This window comes from Micromonospora sp. (assembly GCF_048594385.1).
Lineage (GTDB): Bacteria > Actinomycetota > Actinomycetes > Mycobacteriales > Micromonosporaceae > Micromonospora > Micromonospora wenchangensis.
On sequence record NZ_JBMDWU010000275.1, the window covers coordinates 1 to 15,706 of the forward strand.

Annotated in this window: 12 protein-coding genes; 8 read left to right on the forward strand and 4 right to left on the reverse strand. The window is 74.5% G+C overall.

What is annotated here, in order from left to right:
• Nucleotides 1-160: 160 nt before the first annotated feature.
• Genes ACOJTC_RS14695 through ACOJTC_RS14705 form a run of 3 tightly spaced genes read right to left on the reverse strand, consistent with a single transcriptional unit; the run spans nucleotide 161 to nucleotide 3,417 of the window.
• The gene (locus ACOJTC_RS14695) at nucleotides 161-874 is read right to left on the reverse strand and encodes a hypothetical protein (RefSeq protein ID WP_420117282.1); all 714 of its coding nucleotides are present in this window, start codon (nucleotides 872-874) and stop codon (nucleotides 161-163) included.
• Complete coding sequence (locus ACOJTC_RS14700; protein ID WP_420117283.1) at nucleotides 871-1,389, reverse strand: phage tail protein; 519 nt, start codon at nucleotides 1,387-1,389, stop codon at nucleotides 871-873. Before ACOJTC_RS14700 ends, ACOJTC_RS14695 begins: the two co-directional genes overlap by 4 nt.
• Nucleotides 1,390-1,401: 12 nt before the next feature.
• Nucleotides 1,402-3,417, reverse strand: a complete 2,016-nt coding sequence (locus ACOJTC_RS14705; protein WP_420117284.1) for a phage tail sheath family protein — start codon at nucleotides 3,415-3,417, stop codon at nucleotides 1,402-1,404.
• 354 nt (nucleotides 3,418-3,771) lie between these two features.
• Here ACOJTC_RS14705 and ACOJTC_RS14710 point away from each other — a divergent pair, with 354 nt between their 5' ends.
• From ACOJTC_RS14710 to ACOJTC_RS14720, 3 genes are all read left to right on the forward strand, one after another.
• A complete protein-coding gene (locus ACOJTC_RS14710) occupies nucleotides 3,772-4,512 on the forward strand; it encodes a YqjF family protein (protein ID WP_420117285.1) in 741 nt (246 codons plus the stop codon).
• Between the two features lie 86 nt (nucleotides 4,513-4,598).
• On the forward strand, nucleotides 4,599-5,261 hold the full coding sequence (locus ACOJTC_RS14715) for a HEAT repeat domain-containing protein (protein WP_420117286.1): 663 nt from the start codon (nucleotides 4,599-4,601) through the stop codon (nucleotides 5,259-5,261).
• Between the two features lie 4 nt (nucleotides 5,262-5,265).
• Nucleotides 5,266-6,279, forward strand: a complete 1,014-nt coding sequence (locus ACOJTC_RS14720; RefSeq protein ID WP_420117287.1) for a MerR family transcriptional regulator — start codon at nucleotides 5,266-5,268, stop codon at nucleotides 6,277-6,279.
• A 60-nt stretch (nucleotides 6,280-6,339) separates the two neighbouring features.
• On the opposite strand, the gene ACOJTC_RS14725 is transcribed toward ACOJTC_RS14720, so the two are convergent.
• A complete protein-coding gene (locus tag ACOJTC_RS14725; RefSeq protein WP_204924325.1) occupies nucleotides 6,340-6,558 on the reverse strand; it encodes a hypothetical protein in 219 nt (72 codons plus the stop codon).
• 168 nt (nucleotides 6,559-6,726) lie between these two features.
• Between ACOJTC_RS14725 and ACOJTC_RS14730 the strand changes: the two genes are divergently transcribed.
• From ACOJTC_RS14730 to ACOJTC_RS14750, 5 genes are all read left to right on the forward strand, one after another.
• A complete protein-coding gene (locus ACOJTC_RS14730; protein ID WP_420117288.1) occupies nucleotides 6,727-7,953 on the forward strand; it encodes a sensor histidine kinase in 1,227 nt (408 codons plus the stop codon).
• A gap of 70 nt (nucleotides 7,954-8,023) precedes the next feature.
• Nucleotides 8,024-9,127: a winged helix DNA-binding domain-containing protein gene (locus ACOJTC_RS14735; protein WP_420117289.1), complete on the forward strand. Its 1,104-nt coding sequence runs from the start codon at nucleotides 8,024-8,026 to the stop codon at nucleotides 9,125-9,127.
• A gap of 32 nt (nucleotides 9,128-9,159) precedes the next feature.
• Nucleotides 9,160-9,756: a GNAT family N-acetyltransferase gene (locus ACOJTC_RS14740; RefSeq protein ID WP_420117290.1), complete on the forward strand. Its 597-nt coding sequence runs from the start codon at nucleotides 9,160-9,162 to the stop codon at nucleotides 9,754-9,756.
• 241 nt (nucleotides 9,757-9,997) lie between these two features.
• On the forward strand, nucleotides 9,998-13,360 hold the full coding sequence (locus ACOJTC_RS14745) for a M12 family metallo-peptidase (protein ID WP_420117291.1): 3,363 nt from the start codon (nucleotides 9,998-10,000) through the stop codon (nucleotides 13,358-13,360).
• Between the two features lie 111 nt (nucleotides 13,361-13,471).
• Nucleotides 13,472-15,688: an ATP-dependent RecD-like DNA helicase gene (locus tag ACOJTC_RS14750; protein WP_420117292.1), complete on the forward strand. Its 2,217-nt coding sequence runs from the start codon at nucleotides 13,472-13,474 to the stop codon at nucleotides 15,686-15,688.
• The last annotated feature ends 18 nt before the right edge of the window (nucleotides 15,689-15,706 follow it).

Below are 15,706 nucleotides of genomic sequence, written 5' to 3' on the forward strand. Positions count from 1 at the left end.
TCGGCCGGCCGGGCGGGCGGCGGGGTGGCCGGCCACTGTGCCTCGTCGGCCGGGAAGCCGTCCGGTTCCGGCTCCTGTGGCTCGAACCGGCCGAGGGGGCGGGGGCGCAGCCGGGGCGCGGTCCCGACGGCCAGGGCGGCCAGCGCGGCCAGGTAGCCGCTCACGGGACCCGCTCCAGGTACGCCGCCCGGCGGTGCGGACCCAGCGCCAGCACCTCCGCCTCGGACCAGCCGTACGCACGGGCCAGCCGGTGCACCTCGTCGAGCAGCCGACGCACCCGGACGTCGGCGGCGTGCCACGCCCAGGCCGGCACGTCCAGCAGCGCCTCGGTGTCGCCGCCGCAGCCCGGACAGGTCAGGGCTACCGCGACGACGCCGAGCGGGTCACGTTCGGCCATCGCGGCGGACACCGCCGGCAGCGCGGCGGACGGGTCGGTCAGCGTTGGGTCGGCGTCGAGCAGGCAGGCGTCGAGCAGCGACCGCTCGGCCGCCGCCGCGTCGCCGGCCCGTGCCGCTCCGGCCAGGTCGGCGGGGGTGGGCAGCCGCAGGGTGAGCCGGTGCCCCCGCCAGTGCAGGGTGAACGGGCCGGCGGTCCGGTCGGCCCGCTGTGGCGCGGCGGCCAGCAGGTCGGCGACGGTGAGGGTCACCTCCAGCTGTTCGGGGCAGGCCGGACAGTCCACCGTGGTCGCCACCCGGCCGCCCGTCCAGCCGCCGGCCGTGGTGAGCAGCAGCGCCGTCACCTCGCCCACCGGCAGCCGGTCGGCGTCGGGCCGGCCGAGCAGCAGCAACCCCCGGCGCGGCGCGGGCTGACCGAGCGCGTCGTCCCAGGCGTGGACCAGCGCCACCTCGGTCGACGGCGGGCCCGCGACGGTCACGACCCGAGCCGGGGCTCGGCCGGTTCGGTGACCGCCTCGTCTCGCTCCCAGCCCTCGTTCTCCAGCTTGAGGTGCTCGATCGCCACCGCGTTGGCGTTGGCGTCCAGCTCCGGCAGGGCCTGGTACTCCGACACCCAGCAGCGGAACAGCCGGTACGACTGGGCGACCTGCCCGGCCTCGTTGAGCAGCTCGATGGTGATGTCCCGGCGGAAGTCGGCCAGGGACACCTCCGCGCCGGCCCCGGCGTGCAGCGCCCAGATCCGGCCCGCCCACTGGGCGAACTCGGCGTCGTGGGTCAGCCCCCGTTCCAGGGTGACCGCCTCGAACTCGGTCCGCCCCGGCGACTTGTGACTGGTCGACGGGTTGCCGCCGTCGCGGTGCTTGACCACCTCGGTGGTCCGCTTCAACGCGCTGACCTTGCTGACCCCGGCCACGTAGCGGCCGTCCCACTTCACCCGGAACTTGAAGTTCTTGGACGGGTCGAAGCGCGTCGGGTTGACCGCGAACTGCACCATGACTCACACCTCTCAGGACGGGCTCTGGCCGGCGAGCTGCTGGATCCGCACGATGACGAACTCGGCGGGTTTGAGCGGGGCGAACCCGACGACCACGTTGACCACGCCGCGGTCCCGGTCGTCGCCGGTGGTGGTCTCCGCGTCGCACCGCACCAGGTACGCCTCCCGGGGCGTCCGCCCGGCGAACGCGCCCTTGCGGAACAGGTCCTGCATGAACGACGTCAGGTTCAGCCGCAGCTGCGACCAGAGCGGTTCGTCGTTGGGCTCGAAGACCGCCCACTGGGTGCCCCGGTAGACGCTCTCCTCGATGAACAGGGCGAGCCGGCGCACCGGCGTGTACTTCCACTGGCTGGCCAGCGCGTCCGCGCCGGCTGTGGTGCGGGCCCCCCAGTTGACCGTGCCGGTAACCGGGAAGGTGCGCAGGCAGTTGAGCCCCAACGGGTTGAGCACCCCGTTCTCGGCGTCGGTCAGCGGATAGACCAGGTTGGTCACCCCGCGCAGCTGCGCCTCGGTGCCGGCCGGCGCCTTCCACACGCCCCGCTCGGTGTCCTGCCGGGCGTACAGGCCGGCGAGGGTGCCGCCGGGGGCGACGGTGCGGGGCTGGAAGCCGTCGGTGGGGTCGGGGATACGCAGCCGGGGGAAGTGGGCCACCGCGTTGGGGCCCTTGACCCCGAGCTGGTTGATCCAGTCCAGGGCGCGGTCCGGGTCGTCCACCCCGGGCGGCGGGTCGACCAGCAGGACCGCCCGGCGGCGCTCGCAGAGGTCGTAGGCGGCCGACCAGACGGCCTCCGGGTCCAGCCCGTTGTCGATGGCGGCGGGGTCGCCGTGCCGGGCGCGGGTGGCGTCGGGGATGCAGAGCAGGTTGAACAGGTCGGTCTTGAGCAGTGCGTAGATGCCGGTGTAGGCGGCCTCGCTGCCGACCAACGCGCCGGTGCCGGGCAGGGTGGTGCCGTCGGAGCCGGTGACCAGGTCGCCCTGACCGAGCCGCTTGACGCCGAGCGGGCTGAACCGGCCGACGTTGGCGGTCGTCCCGGCCAGGCCCAGCAGGGCCGCGCCGTCGGCGACGTCACCGGAGGGGGAGACGCCCGCGACGGTGAAGGCCGCGTCGAGGGCCGCCGGGGCGACCACCGCGTCGACGTCACCGAGGACGCGCAACCCGCCGGCGGCGGTGGGGACCACCCGTACCCGCAGGCCGGCCGCGCCGTCGGCGGCGCCCAACGCGGTGTTGACCTTCCGTTGCAGCAGCGCGGCCACCCCGGCGGGGGAGGACGGTAACCGCTCGCCCTTGTCCAGCACGGTCACGGTCACCGGGGCGACCGCCGGCACGGTCTTGGCCGGGTCGTTCGGGTCCGGCTTGGTGGGCCGGTCGGGCTGCACGGTGAGCCGGTAGTTCTTCGCGGCGTCCACGGTGGGGGTGCCGAGAGCGGTGCCGACCGTGCCGCTGGGCACCGGCCGGCCCGCCCCGGAGGCCCCGGCGCGCGCCCGGACCAGCGCCGAACCCCGGTCCGGGTCGTTGAGCAGGGCCACCGCGTACGCGGCGGCGGCCGGGTCGGCGGACAGCCCGGTGAACCGTTCGGTGTCGCCGGTGGCGGTGTCGGTGACGGTGAGGTTGAACGACTTGGCGTCGGTGACGCCGTCGTGGTCGACGTCGACGAGCAGTCCGCTGCCCCACGCGCCGGTGCTCGTCGCGTCCAGCAGCAGCGCGGACTTCGCCCCGGCGCCGACCTTGTCCAGCAGGGTCACCGAGGCGGCCCGGGCGTCGGCGCGGGGCACCCGCACCACCAGGGCGGCGGCCCCGCCGTTGCGGAAGAACTGTTGCACGGCCAGGCTGAGTTCGGAGTCCCGGTCGACCCCGCCGAACCGGCGTTCGAACTCGCCGAAGGTGTTGACCCGGACGGCACGGTGCTCCGGTCCGGTCCGCACGTACCCGACGAAGGCGGTCACCCCGGTCGCCACGCCGATCACGGGGCGGACGGAACTCGCGACTTCCTCGATGTACACGCCGGGATAGGTCGGGGTGACGGGCATGACTACCTCGTCTCGCAGTGGCGGGTCGGCTGATGTCACCCTCCGCTCACCCCGCACCCGCCTCTAGCGGGCACCCGACTACGCCGCGTCAACTACCCGACATCCCCGACCGCCCGTTCCCCGTCGGACATCGACGCGCCGGACCGGTCCGATGCCCAGGCTGTCGCGGGTGAACATGCGGTGAGGTGCCTGCGGCGTCCGCTGGTGTCATCCGCCGATGGGGCAAGCCATTTTTCCTGGACAGGAGGATCCCTCTTGTCCTGGACGGGTGGATCCGGCGTCCCTCACCGCCGGGGGAACGGCCCGACAGGCCGACCGCCTGACCGGCTGGCGGCGGCGCAGCAGGATGGGTACGTGCCGATCGAGCCCGTCGCCCCCGCGCCCGCCCCGACGTTCCGCCGTACGCTGCTGCGCCAGCGTTGGGCGGACCTGACCTTCCTGCACTGGGCGGTCGCCCCGGAACTCGTCGCGCCGCTGCTGCCGGCCGGCACCCGTCCGGACACCCTCGACGGAACCACCTACGTCGGACTGATCGGCTTCCGGATGGTCGGCCTCGGTTTCGGCCGGGGCCCGGCCCTGCCGTACCTGGGGACGTTCTGGGAGACCAACGTGCGGCTCTACTCGGTCGACCACACCGGTCGGCGGGCCGTGGTGTTCCGCTCCCTCGACGCGTCCCGGCTGATCCCGGTGCTGGTCGCCCGGCTCACCCTGGGGCTGCCGTACCTGTGGTCGGCGATGCGGGTGGACCACGACGGTGACCTGCGCAGCTACCGGTGTCGTCGGCGCTGGCCGGGGCCGGTCGGGACGACCAGCCGGATGGTGGTCCGGGTGGGTGCGCCGATCCGCCGGCCGACCCCGGTGGAGCACTTCCTCACCGCCCGGTGGGGCCTGCACACCCGGGCGTACGGGCGCACCCGGCACGTGCCGAACTGGCATCCGCAGTGGCCGTTGCACCGGGCCGAGTTGCTGCACCTGGACGACGAACTGGTCACCGCCGCCGGGCTGCCGACGCCGACCGGCCCGCCGGTCAGCGTGCTGTACTCACCCGGCGTGCCGGTCCGGTTCGGTGCACCGGCCGTCCTGCGCCCCCGGTGACCCCACCGGGGCGGGCGGACGCGGCGGGCCGCCGGTTGACCCTGACACGGTGTCAGGGTCGACACTGCGTCGGGGAGGTGGTCCGGATGACCAGGGCGGAAGCGGACACGACGCGGGCGCTGCGGGGGCTGGCGGGTGGGGACCCGTCGGTGCGGCTGCGGGCGGCGCTGGCGATCGGCACCAGCCCCGACCCGGCGTTCGTCGACCCGCTCGTGGCCCGCTGCGCGACCGAACCGGACTTCGCCGTCCGCGAGATGCTGACCTGGGCGCTCACCCGTCACCCGCCGGAGGCGACGGTGCCCCGGCTCGTCGCCGCCCTGGGGTCGACCCGGGCACAGGCCCGCAGCCAGGCGTTGCACACGCTATCCAAGATCGGGGACCGGCGGGCCTGGCCGGCGGTCACCCGGGCCCTGCTGACCGATTCCGACGACGAGGTGGCGCGCAGCGCCTGGCGGGCGGCGGTCGCCCTGGTGCCCGACGGCGCGGAGTCCGGACTGGCCGAGGTGCTGGCCACCCAGCTCGGGCGGGGTGACCGGGCGACGTGGCTGAGCCTCAGCCGGGCGTTGGCCACCCTCGGCGAGGCCGGCACGACGGTCCTGCACACCGCCGGGACGCACCCGGACCCCCGGGTACGCGCGCACGCCGCCGCCACGCAGCGGCTGGTGCGCGACCCGGACGCCGGGTTCGAGTTCTCCCTCAGGGAGGCGACGCGCATCGTGGCTCTCGGCGGGACGGGCGGGCCGGGGTGAGGCGGTGCTGATCGGTGACGTGTCACGGCGCTGCGGTGTCAGCGTCCGGATGCTCAGACACTACGAGTCGCTCGGACTGCTCCGACCGACCGGTCGTACCGGCGTCGGCTACCGCGACTACTCCGACGCGGACCTTCGACGGATCTTCCACATCGAGAGCCTGCGGTCGCTGGGGTTGTCGCTGCGGGCGGTGGGACGGGCGCTCGACGACCCCGCCTTCACCCCTGCGGAACTCGTCGACGACCTCATCCGGCAGACGCGGGCGCGGATCGCCGCGGAGCGGGAGCTGCTCACCCGCCTCCGGCGGATCGACGCCGCGGGGCCCGCCGACTGGCAGGACGTGCTGCAGGTGGTCGCGCTCCTGCGGGACCTGGCCTCACCCCGCGCGGACCAGCGTCAGCGCGCGGCGCTGGCCTCGGTCGGTGAGGTGCCGGTGCCGGTGGAGGCGCTGGTCGCGGCGGCGCTGGACGAGGCCGACCCGAACGTCGCCGGGGCGCTGCGTTGGGCGCTCGCCCACGCGGGCGTCGACGCCCTGCCCCTGCTGGCAAAGGGGCTCGACGCATCCGCGGCCGAGGTGCGGGAACGTGCCGTCCGGGCCGTCGTCGAGATCCCGGGTGGGGACGCCACCGCGCTGCTCCGCGACGCTCTGCGCCATCCGGACCCCGTGGTCGGCAGGTGCGCGGCGCTGGCGCTCGGCAGTCGTGGCGAGCCCGCCGCCGTGCCGACGCTCATCGACATGATCGTCGCCGAGGTGAACGACGTCGACGCCGCCGACGCGCTCAGCGTGCTGGCGACCGATCCCGCCACGGCTGACCGGATCGCCGCCGGCCTGATCGAGCTGCTCACCGGGGGCGACACCGGGGCGTCGGCGCGCGGCCGGCTGACCCAGGCGCTCGCGGGCATCCCGGGGGACACGACGTCCCGGGCCCTGGCCGGGCTGACCGGGGACGAGGACCGGGCCGTCGCGCTCACCGCGCGCTACCTGCTTACCCTGCGTACCGCCCCCGACGGCCGCTGAACGCCGGCCGGGGGCGGGCTCCGGCCCGGCCCACCGCCGGCCCCGCGTCCCGGGCGTCGGTCACCGGGCGCGGCGGTGCCGGGCGACCAGCGTCCCGGCGCAGAGCACCGCCAGCAGGCCGCAGGCGGAGCCGGCCCACTGGTTGTCCAGCACGGTGGTCAGCGCCGCGTTGGCGGCGAGGCTGACGACCAGCACCACCCACAGCAGTGGGCGGAGCCGGTCGGTCGCCGGGTGCGTCGGGTCGGCCGGGGCGTCGGCGACGCGGTACGGATCGGTCATGGCTGCCTCCTCGGTGGCGGGTGTTCGACCAGTTCGACGCTAGGCGCGACGGTGGGTCGGACACGATCCCGCCAGCACGACCGGCGCTGGTACAGCAGGCGCTACTTTCCGCACCGACGGTGCCGGGCCGGCCGCCCGGTGGCCTATGTTGGCGCGGGAGGTCTTGCGATGACACACCTGCGGGACCGGGTCCGCGCCTCGGTCGACGCCCTCGAACACCTGGTCGGTGGCCTCGGCACCGCACTGGTGGCGTTGGCCGCGCTGCTCTGGGCGGTGTTCGTCGCGGCGGCCTGCCTGGTCTGGGTGGGGCTGCCGGCGGCACCCGGCGCGCTGCGGGCGGTACGCGCCGTGGCCGACCGGGAGCGGGCCAGGCTGTCCCGCTGGGGCGCGACGATCCCCGCCCCGGGCCCGGTGCCGGCCGAGCTGCGGGTGGCGGTGCGCGACCCGTTCGTCCGCCGGGAACTCGGCTGGGTCGCCCTGCACGCGGTCACCGGCCTGATCGGCGGACTGCTCGGCCTGGCCCTGCCGCTCTACGCCGTGCAGGACCTCACGTTCCCGCTGTGGTACCGGCTGCTGCCGCCCGGGGCCGGCGCGCCGGGGATCGTCTGGTGGCGCGTCGACGGGCTGACCGAGGCGCTGCTGGTCGGACTGCTCGGTCTCGGCTGGCTGGCCGCCACGGTCGCGTTCGGTCCGGCGCTGGCCCGCCTCCAGGCCCGGCCGGGCCGGTGGCTGCTGCCCCCGCCGCCGGGCTTCGACCTGTCGCTGCGGGTCGCCGAGCTGACCGCCACCCGGGCCGCGGCGCTCGACGCCCACGCGGTCGAACTGCGCCGCATCGAACGCTCCCTGCACGACGGCACCCAGAACCGGCTGGTCGCGGTCAGCGTGCTGCTGGGGGCGGCCCGCCGGGCGGTGCGGCGGGACCCGGCCCGGGCCGACGAGATCCTCGGGCAGGCGCAGGACGCGGCGGAACAGGCGCTCGGCGAACTGCGTACGGTGGTGCGGGGCATCCTGCCGCCCGTGCTGGACGACCGGGGCCTCACCGGTGCCCTGGCCGGCCTGGCCGGCGGCTGCGCGGTGCCCTGCCAGCTCACCGTCGACGTGCCGGTACGCTGCGCCGTCTCGGTGGAGGCGACCGCCTACTTCGTGGTGGCGGAGGCGTTGACCAACGTGGTCCGGCACAGCGGCGCCGGCCGGGTCGACGTGACCGTCCGCCGCGAGCAGGACCGGCTGCTGGTGACCGTCACCGACGACGGGCGCGGCGACGCCGACGAGGGCGGCGGCTCGGGGCTGACCGGCATCCGTCGGCGGGTCGGGGCGTACGACGGCCGGATGACGCTGACCAGCCCACCGGGCGGACCGACGAGACTGGAGGTGGAGCTGCCGTGCGGATCGTGATCACCAAGAACGATGTTCCCGGTCGAAGCTCCGGACAGGCGTTGTCGGGGGTGGCACCTAGGCTGGTCGGATGATCGACCGCCGTCAGGTGATGCAGTTCCGGGTCGGGGCGCAGCAGCTCGACCGGGTCGAGGGCACCCCGGCGGACACCGCCGTACTCGACATCGGGGTGCAGGACACCGGCCCCGACGGCGGCCGGTGGGCCCTGGCGCTGCGCGGGGTCGAGGTGCCGACACCGGTCGCGGACGACCTGATCCTGCTCTGGACCGTTCGCGGCGCGCCGCATCTCTACCGTCGCGCCGACGTGGCCGAGGTGGCGGGGGCGGTCGCGCCGTACTCCGACGCGGACGCGGGTAAACGCATCTACGACGCGGCCCGGCCGCTGAAGGCCGCCGGCATCGGCAACCTGGCCGCCCTCGACGAGGTGGCGGCGCGGATGCGGGCGGTGGTCACCATTCCGACGGTCAAGGGCGACGTCTCGGGGCGGCTGGCCGAGCTGCTGCCCGAGCCCTACCTGCGGTTCTGCCGTCCGTGCGCCGCCACCCACCTCTACGAGATGCCGTTCCGGCTGGCGGCCGTGCGGGCCGGGCTGGAGCTGCGCCCCGGCACCTCGCCACCGGTCCTGCACCGCATCCCCGGGTTCACCCGGGCCGCGCCGCCCGGCGACCGGTTCGACCTGGTCCGCGCCTACCTGCGGCTGCTCGGCCCGGCCACCCCCAAGCAGGTCGCCGACTACCTCGACGCCCCGGTCAGGGAGGTGCGGGCCCGCTGGCCGCAGGACGTGGTCGAGGTACGGGTCGACGGGGAGGCCCGTTCGCTGCTCGCCGCCGACGAGCCGGCGCTCACCGGCGCCGCCGACACCACGGCCGTGCGCCTGCTCGGCCCGTTCGACCTGTTCCTGCAGGCGCGGGACCGGGCGACCCTGGTGCCGGACGCGGCTCACGCCAAGCAATTGTGGCCGGTGCTGGGCCGCCCCGGGGCCGTCCTGGCCGGCGGTGAGATCGTCGGCACCTGGCGGCCCCGTAAGGCCGGCCGGGCGTTGACGCTCGCCGTCCAGCCGTGGCGGAAGCTGTCCGCCGCCGTCCACGACGGCATCGTCGCGCAGGCGGAACGCCTCGCCGCCCACCGGGGCCTCGCCCGGGTCGACGTCGACGTCGACCCGAGCGGAGTTTGACACCGGCCCACGGCACCGGGGGAGGATGAGGCGTGCGGGTCCCTCTCTCCACGCCACCGGCCATCCCTGCCGGGGCCCTCGCCGCCGGTGCGCAGCCGACCCTCGCCGCGCCGGGGGGTCTGGTCCTGCGTGCGTGGGAGCCGGCCGACGCCCGGGTGTTCCTGGCCGCCTACCGGGATCCGGAGATCCGGCACTGGCACACCCGTCATCCGGCCTCCGAGAGTCAGGTCCGGGAGTGGTTCGTGGAGTACCAGCAGGCCTGGGCGCGGGAGACCGGTGCCAGTTGGGCGGTGACCCGCGACGGCGTCGAGGTGCTCGGCCGGATCGCCCTGACCGGCATGGATCTCGATGACGGCGTCGCCGGGTGCGCGTACTGGGTGCTTCCCGCCGCCCGCCGGGCGGGGGTGGCCTCCCGGGCGTTGACGGCGCTGGGCGGGTGGGCGTTGGACGAGGCAGGCTTCCACCGGCTGCACCTGGACCACTCGACCCGCAACGTCGCCTCCTGCCGGACCGCGCTGCGCGCCGGGTTCCGGCTGGAGGGCACCAAGCGCAGCGACGCCGTGCACGCCGACGGTCGGCACGACATGCACCTGCACGCCCGCATCCGGGGCGATCGACCAGCCGGCTGACCCCGGCACCTGGTCCGCGACCGCCCCATCCGGCGGCCCGTTCGGGCCTGCCCGGCGTGTGCCACACGGTCCACTGGGGAGCATTTACACCGCCGCGCCGTGCCACCGCGTCGACTTTACGGATGATGTCTGTCGACAGGGGACCCGTCATAGCGTGGGCTTCCCGGGACAGCCCGGCGTGGCCCACGAACGCCACGCCATCCGGCCCGTTCCCCATACCTGGTGAAGTGAGGCCCACTCGATGACGGTTCCACCCCCCGATCCCGCTGGTCGCGGCCGCCGCCGACTGGCCGGGCTGTGCGCCGCGGTGCTGGTCGCCACCGTGCTGCCGCTGACCGGCGGCACCGCGGCGGTCGCTGCGCCGGCCGACTCCGGCCCCTGGCGGCAGCTGCCGAGCGAGCCGTCGGTGAACGCCCGCGACGGGCGTACCCCCGACATCCGCGCCGAGCGGTTCGCCGCGTACACCCTCGACCGGGCCGCGTTGGCCGACACCCTGGCCGACGCCCCGGCCGAGCGGGCCGGCACGGCCCGACGGTCGCAGCCCGCGCTGACCGTCGCGCTGCCCACCCCCACCGGGGGCTTCCAGCGGTTCAGCCTGGTCGACTCGCCGGTGATGGAGCCGGGGCTCGCCGCCCGGCACCCCGAGATCAGCACGTACGTCGGCCGGGGCCTGGACGACCCGACGGCGACCATCCGCGCTGACCTGACCCCGCTGGGCTTCCACGCCTCGGTCCGGTCGACCGGCGGCAGTTGGTACCTCGACCCGTACTACCACGGCGACCAGAGCGTCTACGCCAGCTACTACGCCCGTGACCTGATCGACACCGACCCGGCGATGGTGGAGCGGGAGGACGTCGCGGCGGCGGCCGGGGCGCTGTCGCCGGAGGTGGCCGCGGACGACCCGGCGGGCGCGCCGGTCACCCTGCGCACCTACCTGCTGGCCCTGGTCACCGACCCGTCGTACGCCACCTTCTTCGGTGCGGAGAACGTCACCGCGGCGAAGGTGACCCTGATCAACCGGGTCACCCAGATCTACGAGGACGAGACGGCGATCCGGTTGGTGCTGGTCAACGACACCGACAAGACCAACCTGAACACCGCCGCCCAGGCCACCGAGGCGAACGGGCCGTGCGGCGCGGCGGCCTGCTACACCCCGACACAGATCTCGTCGTGCACCAGCTCGCTGCTCAACCGCAACCGGATCGTGCTCGGCCAGCTCGTCGGCGCGGGCAACTACGACGTCGGGCACATCGGCCTGGGCCTGCCCGGTGGCGGCGTCGCCGGCCTCGGCGTGGTCGGCCTGGACGGCAAGGCGCGCGGCTGCACGGGCCTGCCCACCCCGGTCGGTGACTTTTACGCAGTGGACTACGTGGCGCACGAGATCGGCCACCAGTTCGCCGGCAACCACACCTTCAACGGCACCCAGTACAACTGCTCCGGCAGCAACCGCAGCGCCGCCAACTCCTACGAGCCGGGCAGCGGCTCGTCGATCATGGCGTACGCGGGCATCTGCCAGCAGGACAACCTCCAGCCGCACAGCGACCCGTACTGGTCGCAGCGCAGCTACACCGAGATCAGCACGTTCGTCTCCGGCACCCGCCCGGCGCTCAACGAGGTGCAGACCGTCTCGCTGTCCGGCTTCGACACCGACGGTGACGCGTTCAGCATCAGCTACGCGGGGCAGTCGTCCGTGCCGGTGGTGCGCGGCGGCAACTACACCGCGGCCGGGATCAGGGCGGCGATCGAGGCGATCGCCGGTTGGCCGGCCGGGGCCACCGTCAGCGTGACGGCCTTCGGCGGGCTCGGCGCACCGAACGACACCGGCTTCCAGGTCACCTTCAACGGTGGGTCGCTGGCCGGGGTCGACGTGCCGGCGCTCGAACTGACAGGCGTCGTGGGCGCGTCCGGTTTCGTCGGTGAGACCGCCCGGGGCGGCGCGGCCGGCAACAACGGTTTCCAGACCGCGCAGACCGGCAACCGGGCCCCCGTGGTCACCGTGCCGGCGGCGGCGCACACCATCCCGGCGCGGACCCCGTTCGCGCTGACCGGTAGCGCCACCGACGCCGACGGGGACACCGTCAGCTACCTGTGGGAGCAGAACGACCGGGGCGGCAGCACCGGCACCGCGCTGGTCAACAACACCAAGACCAACGGGCCGCTGTTCCGCCAGTTCGGCGAGGCGGCGGCGGTCAGCCCGACCGACACCCTGGAGTACCACTCGCCGGGGGAGAACGCGGTGACCACCGACCCGACCCGGCACTTCCCCGACCTGGCCCAGATCGCGGCGAACAACACCAACGCGGCCACCGGGGCCTGCCCGGCCGCGCCGGCCCCACCGGCCACCGGCGGGGCGAGCAACGTGCCCGCCGCGACGGTGGACTGCTACTCGGAGTTCCTGCCCACCGCCGACTGGGTCGGCGTGACCAACGACCGGACCCTGCACTTCCGGCTCACCGGCCGGGACCACCACCCGGGCGGCGGCGGCATCGGCAGCGCCGACGTGGCGTTGACCCTCGCCCCGACGGCCGGCCCGTTCCTGGTCACCTCGCAGGCGACGTCGGCGACCCACCTGGGCGGCGGCACCATGCCCGTCACCTGGGACGTGGCCGGTACGGACACCGCGCCGGTCAACGTGGGCGAGGTGAAGATCTCGCTGTCCACCGACGGCGGGGCGACCTTCCCGCACGTGCTGGCCGAGAGCGTGCCGAACACCGGGGCGGCGACGGTGACCCTGCCGAACGTGGACACCGCCCGGGGCCGGCTGAAGATCGAGGCGGTCGGCAACGTCTTCTTCGACCTCAGCGACGCCGACCTCACCATCACCCAGGTCCGCGCGGCCACGGTCACCTACACCGGTGACACCCTGGCCTCCCCGGTGGACGACGCCGACACGACCGGCGTGCTGCTGCGGGCCACCGTCCTCGGTGGCGGCGGTGACGTCCGCAACGCGACGGTGACCTTCACCGAGGGCGACGAGACCCTCTGCACGGCGGTCGCGACGCCGTTCGGCGCGGCGGCGGACGACGGCTCGGCCAGCTGCCGCGCCGTACTGCCGCACGGCGCGCACCCGGTCACCGCCACGGTGTCGGGGGCGTACACCGGCAGTGCGACGGCCACCGTCACGGTGGCCGGCGGGTACGGCCGGACGGTCGCCGGCTCGGGCTACCTGAAGGGCGGGGCCACCGCCGGTGGTTACCCGCTCGACGACGACCGGCGCATCGAGGTGACCCTGGACGGCCGGATCAACAACGGCAAGAAGCTGGCCGGCAGCGCGAAGGTCGGCTACAAGTCGGGCGGCAAGCGGTACAAGTTCCAGAGCACCGCGCTGGAGTCGTTCGGTGTCGCGGTGGCCGGGGAAGCGGTCGCCGACCTGCGCTACCAGGTCACCCTGTACGACATCTCCACCGCGCAGAACCCGGTCCCGGTGGCCACCGGACTGACCATGCGGGTGACCGCCACCGACCGGGGCGAGCCGGGCCGGCGCGACGGGATCGGCATCACCGTCTGGGACGGTGACCGGTTGGTCTTCTCCTCGGACTGGACCGGCGCGTCGACCCGGGAGAGCACCCTGACCGCCTCCGGCGGCAACCTCACCATCGGCTGACCAGGCACACCGCGACACCCGGCGTCCTTCCCCGCCCATCCGGCGGGGGAGGACGCCGGTCTGCGTCCGGGCGGTGGACGGGGCGCGCCGGGCACCCGGCACGATGAGAGGGTGACCGCCCCCGCCCGCCCGCCGTTCGCCACCCTGGACGCGGTCCTCGAACGGCTCACCTACGTCAACGAGGAGACCGGCTACACCGTCGCCCGGGTCGCCACCGACCGGGGCTCCGACCTGCTGACCGTGGTCGGCGCGCTGCTGGGCGCGCAGCCCGGGGAGAGTCTGCGGCTGTCGGGACGCTGGTCGTCGCACCCGAAGTACGGCCGGCAGTTCGAGGTCGACTCGTACACCACCGTGCTGCCGGCGACCATCCAGGGCATCCGCCGCTATCTCGGCTCCGGCCTGGTCAAGGGCATCGGGCCGGTGTTCGCCGAGCGGATCGTGGCGCACTTCGGCCTGGACACCCTGCGGATCATCGAGGAGGAACCCGCCCGGCTGGTCGAGGTCGCCGGGCTCGGGCCGAAACGCACCGCGAAGATCACCGCCGCGTGGGAGGAGCAGAAGGCCATCAAGGAGGTGATGGTCTTCCTGCAGGGCGTCGGGGTGTCCACGTCGCTCGCGGTGCGCATCTTCAAGCAGTACGCCGACGCCTCGATCGAGGTGGTGACGAAGGAGCCGTACCGGCTGGCGGCCGACGTGTGGGGCATCGGCTTCAAGACCGCCGACACCATCGCCCAGGCGGTGGGCATCCCGCACGACAGCCCGCAGCGGGTGATGGCGGGCCTGCGGTACACCCTGTCCGAGGCCACCGACTCGGGCCACTGCTATCTGCCCGCCCCGGCGCTCGTCGCCGACGCCACGAAGATCCTCGACGTCCCCGGTGATCTCGTCACCCGCTGCCTGGACGACCTGATCGCCGAGGAGGGCGTGGTCCGGGAGTTCCTGCCCGGCGACGACGGCGAGCCGGTGCCGGCGGTCTACCTGGTGCCGTTCCACCGTGCCGAGCAGTCGCTGGCCGGCTCCCTGCTGCGGTTGCTGCACGACCGGGCCGACCGGTTGCCCCACTTCACCGACGTCGACTGGCCCCGGGCGCTGGCCTGGCTGCGGGCGGTCACCGGCAACGACCTCGCCCCCGAGCAGGAGCACGCCGTCCGGCTGGCGTTGACGGCGAAGGTGGCGGTGCTCACCGGCGGGCCGGGCTGCGGCAAGAGCTTCACCGTACGGTCCATCGTCGCGCTGGCCGCCGCGAAGAAGGCCCGGATCACCCTGGTCGCGCCGACCGGGCGGGCCGCGAAACGGCTGTCGGAGCTGACCGGGCACCCCGCCGCCACCGTGCACCGGCTGCTGCAACTGCGTCCCGGCGGGGAGGCCGTGCACGACCGGGACAATCCCCTCGACGTCGACCTGCTCGTCGTCGACGAGGCGTCCATGCTCGACCTGATCCTGGCCAACAAGCTTGTCAAGGCGGTGCCGCCGGGGGCGCACCTGCTCCTGGTGGGCGACGTCGACCAGTTGCCCAGCGTCGGTGCCGGGGAGGTGCTGCGTGACCTGCTCACCGCGCCGGCCATCCCCCGGGTGCGGCTGACCCGGGTGTTCCGTCAGGCCGCCCAGTCGGGCGTGATCACCAACGCGCACCGGATCAACGCCGGCCGGCCACCCCTGCTCGACGGCCTGCCGGACTTCTTCCTGTTCGCCTGCGAGGACACCGAGGCCACCGCCGCGCTGACCGTCGACGTCGCCTGCACCCGGATCCCCACCCGGTTCGGTCTCGACCCGCGCCGCGACGTGCAGGTCCTCGCCCCCATGCACCGGGGACCGGCCGGTGCCGCCGCCCTGAACACCCTGCTGCAGCAGCGGCTCACCCCGCACCGCGAGGGGCAACCCGAGCGGCGGATGGGCGGGCGGGTGTTCCGCATCGGCGACAAGGTCACCCAGATCCGCAACAACTACGACAAGGGCCAGGCTGGCGTCTTCAACGGCACCCTCGGCATCGTCACCGCCATCACCCCCGAGGAACAGACCCTCACCGTCCGCACCGACGAGGACGAGAACCTCGACTACGAGTTCGACGAGCTGGACGAGTTGGCCCACGCCTACGCGATGACCATCCACCGCTCGCAGGGCTCGGAGTACCCGGCGGTGGTCGTACCCCTGACCACCAGCGCCTGGATGATGCTGCAACGCAACCTGCTCTACACCGCCGTCACCCGGGCCCGGCAACTCGTCGTTCTGGTCGGTTCTCGCCGGGCGCTGTCCGCCGCCGTGCGTACCGTCGGCGCGGGCCGCCGGCACACCGCCCTGGACCACCGCCTCGGCGCGCCGGCCGGGTAGCGCCGGACGGGCGTCCGA

Excerpts from the sequence above, each read along its gene's own strand:
- ACOJTC_RS14700 (WP_420117283.1), bottom strand. The coding sequence starts at position 1,389 with ATGGTGCAGTTCGCGGTCAACCCGACGCGCTTCGACCCGTCCAAGAAC.
- ACOJTC_RS14705 (WP_420117284.1), bottom strand. The coding sequence starts at position 3,417 with ATGCCCGTCACCCCGACCTATCCCGGCGTGTACATCGAGGAAGTCGCG.
- ACOJTC_RS14715 (WP_420117286.1), top strand. The coding sequence starts at position 4,599 with ATGACCAGGGCGGAAGCGGACACGACGCGGGCGCTGCGGGGGCTGGCG.
- ACOJTC_RS14725 (WP_204924325.1), bottom strand. The coding sequence starts at position 6,558 with ATGACCGATCCGTACCGCGTCGCCGACGCCCCGGCCGACCCGACGCAC.
- ACOJTC_RS14730 (WP_420117288.1), top strand. The coding sequence starts at position 6,727 with ATGACACACCTGCGGGACCGGGTCCGCGCCTCGGTCGACGCCCTCGAA.
- ACOJTC_RS14735 (WP_420117289.1), top strand. The coding sequence starts at position 8,024 with ATGATCGACCGCCGTCAGGTGATGCAGTTCCGGGTCGGGGCGCAGCAG.
- ACOJTC_RS14745 (WP_420117291.1), top strand. The coding sequence starts at position 9,998 with ATGACGGTTCCACCCCCCGATCCCGCTGGTCGCGGCCGCCGCCGACTG.